The organism is Streptomyces catenulae, from assembly GCF_000718015.1.
In the GTDB taxonomy this organism is placed as follows: domain Bacteria; phylum Actinomycetota; class Actinomycetes; order Streptomycetales; family Streptomycetaceae; genus Streptomyces; species Streptomyces catenulae.
This window is the reverse complement of record NZ_JODY01000068.1, coordinates 1-4,097: the sequence shown is the minus strand read 5'-3', so window position 1 is coordinate 4,097 and position 4,097 is coordinate 1. Positions and strand designations below refer to the sequence as shown.

2 protein-coding genes are annotated in these 4,097 nt (G+C 74.7%); both read left to right on the top strand.

All coding sequences use genetic code 11. The features are described from left to right. Positions 1-968, top strand: a 968-nt coding sequence (locus IF23_RS0130660) for a RecB family exonuclease (RefSeq protein ID WP_030289557.1), incomplete at its 5' end; no start/stop codon positions are given. Between the two features lie 130 nt (positions 969-1,098). Further along, positions 1,099-4,097: UvrD-helicase domain-containing protein (locus IF23_RS0130655; protein ID WP_030289555.1), on the top strand; the 2,999-nt coding region annotated here is incomplete at its 3' end.

Genomic DNA, 4,097 nt, shown 5'->3' with positions numbered 1-4,097 from the left:
CCCCCGCCCTCCGCGACGCCGCCGCCCACCGCCTCGCCCGCCTCGCCGCCCTCCGCGACGACGACGACCGCCCCCTCGTCCCCGCCGCCCACCCCGACAACTGGTGGGGCCTGCGCGAACCCACCCACAACACCACCCCGCTCCGCGACCGCGACCAGCCCGTCGTCCTCTCCGGCAGCGCCCTCGACCAGCTCGCCCGCACCTGCGCCCTCCAATGGTTCCTCGGCCGCGAGGTCAAGGCCGACGCCCCCGCCACCGCCGCCCAGGGCTTCGGCAACGTCGTCCACGTCCTCGCCGACGAGGTCGCCTCCGGCCGCACCCCCGCCGACCTCGCCGTCCTCCGGGAACGCCTGGACTCCGTCTGGGACACCCTCGCCTTCGACGCCCCCTGGAAATCCCGCCAGGAGAAGGAGAACGCCCGCGCCGCCCTGGAACGCTTCCTGCGCTGGCACACCGACGAACGCGACCTGCGCGGCGCCACCACCGCCGCCTCCGAACACGACTTCGACGTCACCCTCGACGCGGGCCCCCACCAGATCCGCATCCGCGGCACCATGGACCGCGTCCAACGCGACGACCAGGGCCGCGCCTACGTCGTCGACTTCAAGACCGGCAAACAGAAACCCACCGGCCCCGAGGTCGCCCACCACCCCCAGCTCGCCGTCTACCAGCTCGCCGTCCGCCGAGGCGCCCTCGACGACGCCTTCGACGGACGGACCCCCGACACCGCCGGTGCCCAACTCGTCCACCTCCGCCTCGGCGCGACCCGCAAGGAGGGCGGCGACGCCCTGCCCACCGTCCAGACCCAGCCGCCCCCCGACGACACCTGGATCGGCGGCCTCCTCGCCGAAGCGGCCGGACGCGTCCTCGACGAACGCTTCACCCCCACCACCGGCACCCACTGCACCCACTGCGCCTTCCGCGCCTCGTGCAGCGCACAACCGGAGGGCCGCCAGATCATCGAGTGACGACCACCCGGCGACGAACCGCGACAGGGGACGGGCCCCGCCCCGCCCACATCAGCATCTCCGCAGGTCACCCCCGGTGCGCACCCCGACCCGGACCGGAATGTCAGTCCCGCCCGTTACCGTTTTCGATGTGTCCGCGCCACTCAACGACCCCGAGCAGCTCAAAGCACTCCTCGGCATCCCGTTCACCCCGGAGCAGACGGCCTGCATCACCGCGCCGCCCGCCCCGCAGGTCATCGTGGCCGGAGCCGGATCCGGCAAGACCACCGTCATGGCCGCCCGCGTCGTCTGGCTCGTCGGCACCGGCCAGGTCGCCCCCGAACAGGTCCTCGGCCTCACCTTCACCAACAAAGCCGCAGGCGAACTACGCGGCCGCGTCCGCACCGCCCTCCACGCCGCCGGAGTCACCACCCCCGCCGACGACCCCACCGCCCCCGACGGCCACCCCGGCGAACCCCGCATCGCCACCTACCACGCCTTCGCCGGAACCCTCCTCAAGGACCACGGCCTGCGCATCGGCATCGAACCCGGCGCCCAGCTCCTCGCCGACGCCACCCGCTTCCAGCTCGCCGCCCGCGTCCTGCGCACCGCCCAAGGCCCCTTCCCCGCACTCACCACCTCCCTCCCCACCCTCGTCGACGACCTCCTCGCCCTCGACGCCGAACTCGCCGAACACCTCGTCACCCCCGACCGCCTCCAGGACTACGACACCGAGCTGCTCGCCACCCTCGAAAACCGGCCGCTGACAAACGCCGACCTGCGCAAAGTCCCCGAGACCGCCCGCGCCCGCCGCGAACTGACCACCCTCGTCGCCGCCTACCGCGACGCCAAACGCCGCCGCGACCTCCTCGACTTCGGCGACCAGATCGCCCTCTCCGCCACCCTCGCCACCACCCGCCCCGACGTCGGCGCCCTCCTCCGCGACGAATTCCGCGTCGTCCTCCTCGACGAGTACCAGGACACCTCCGTCGCCCAGCGCCTCCTCCTCGCCGGACTCTTCGGCGCCGGATCCGGCCCCCACCCGGGACCCGGCACCGGCCACGCCGTCACCGCCGTCGGCGACCCCTGCCAGGCCATCTACGGCTGGCGCGGCGCCTCCGTCGCCAACCTCGACGACTTCCCCGCACACTTCCCGTTCCCCGACGGCACCCCCGCCCGCCGCTTCTCCCTCAGCGAGAACCGCCGCAGCGGCGGCCGCCTCCTCAACCTCGCCAACACCCTCGCCGCCCCCCTCCGCGCCCGCCACACCGGCGTCGAAGCCCTCCGCCCCGCCCCCGGCGCCGCACACGACGGCACCGTCCGCTGCGCCCTCCTCCCCACCCACGCCGACGAGCTGACCTGGCTCGCCGACCACCTCGCCCACCTCGTCGCCACCGGCACCCCACCCGGCGAGATCGCCGTCCTGTGCCGCACCGCCACCGACTTCGCCCGCATCCAGGGCGAGCTGGTCGACCGCGACCTGCCCGTCGAGGTCGTCGGCCTCTCCGGACTCCTCCACCTCCCCGAGATCGCCGACCTCGTCGCCGTCTGCGAAGTCCTCCAGGACCCCACCGCCAACGCCGCCCTCGTCCGTCTCCTCATCGGCCCCCGCTGGCGCATCGGCCCCCGCGACCTAGCCCTCCTCGGCCGCCGCGCCCGCACCCTCGTCCACCACACCGGCCCCGCCGACGACCCCGAACGCCGCCTCGCCCAAGCCGTCGAAGGCACCGACCCCGCCGAAACGCTCTCCCTCGCCGACGCCCTCGACACCTTCCTCGAATCCGACGGCCCCGACGACGGCCTCCCCTTCTCCGACGAGGCCCGCCGCCGCTTCGCCTACCTCGCCACCGAACTCCGCGAACTGCGCCGCTGCACCGGCGACCCCCTCATGGACGTCCTCCACCGCATCCTCGCCACCACCGGCCTCGACGTCGAACTCGCCGCCTCCCCGCACGCCCTCGCCGCCCGCCGCCGCGAAACCCTCACCACCTTCCTCGACACCGCCGCCGGATTCGCCGCCAAACAGGGCGGCGCCGCCCTCGACGGCGACGCCACCCTCGCCGCCTTCCTCGGCTTCCTCCGCACCGCCGCCCGCCACGAAAAGGGCCTCGACACCTCCCTGCCCGGCGGCGACAACACCGTCAAGATCCTCACCGCCCACAAGTCCAAGGGCCTCGAATGGGACGTCGTCGCCGTCCCCGGACTCGTCGCCAAACAGTTCCCCGGCGAACAGCCCCGCGACAACTGGACCACCCGCCCCAAGGTCCTCCCGCACGCCCTCCGCGGCGACGCCGCCACCCTCCCCGACGTCGACACCTTCGACGCCCGCGGCCTCAAGGCGTTCAAGGAGGCGATGAAGGACCACCAGGCCACCGAAGAACTCCGCCTCGGCTACGTCACCTTCACCCGCCCCCGCACCCTCCTCCTCGGCTCCGGCCACTGGTGGGGCCCCCAGCAGAAGCGCCCCCGCGGCCCCTCCGCCTTCCTCGAAGCCCTCCGCACCCACTGCGAGGCCGGACACGGCGAGATCGACGCCTGGACCGACCCCCCCGAGGACGGCGCCGAGAACCCCACCCTCACCGACGAGGCCACCCCCCACGCCTGGCCCCTGCCCCTCGACCCCACCGCCACCACCCACCGCCGCACCGCCGCCGCCACGGTGCACACCCACCTCGCCCACCTGCCGGAAGAGCCCACCACCCCCGGCGACCAGATCCCGTCCCCACGCCGCGACGGCGCCCCCGGACCTACGGGAACGCGGGACGAGAGCCGGGGCCTTCCCGAGGCGCCGGGCCCCTACGGGAGCCCTGACCCGTTCGACGCGGTCGACCCGTATGAGGAGCCAGACCCCTACGGGGACCCCGACCCGTTCGATGCCCCTGATCCGTACGAGGAGCCCGAGCCGCACGGCCACGCCGAGCCGCACGAGGAAGCCGAGCCGTACGACGCCGTGTCCGCGCGCCCCGACGGCGGGGACGGCCCGGCCCGAGGCAAGGACGCCGCCGCTCACCGCGAGGACGGCCCGACGGCGGACACCCCCGCCCACCGCCGGGGGAGCGGCACCACCCCGCCCCGCCCCGACGCCCCCGACCTCTTCGCAGGCGAGCCCGACCTCCACCCCGCCGTCCCCGCCCCCCGCCACGCCGGAAC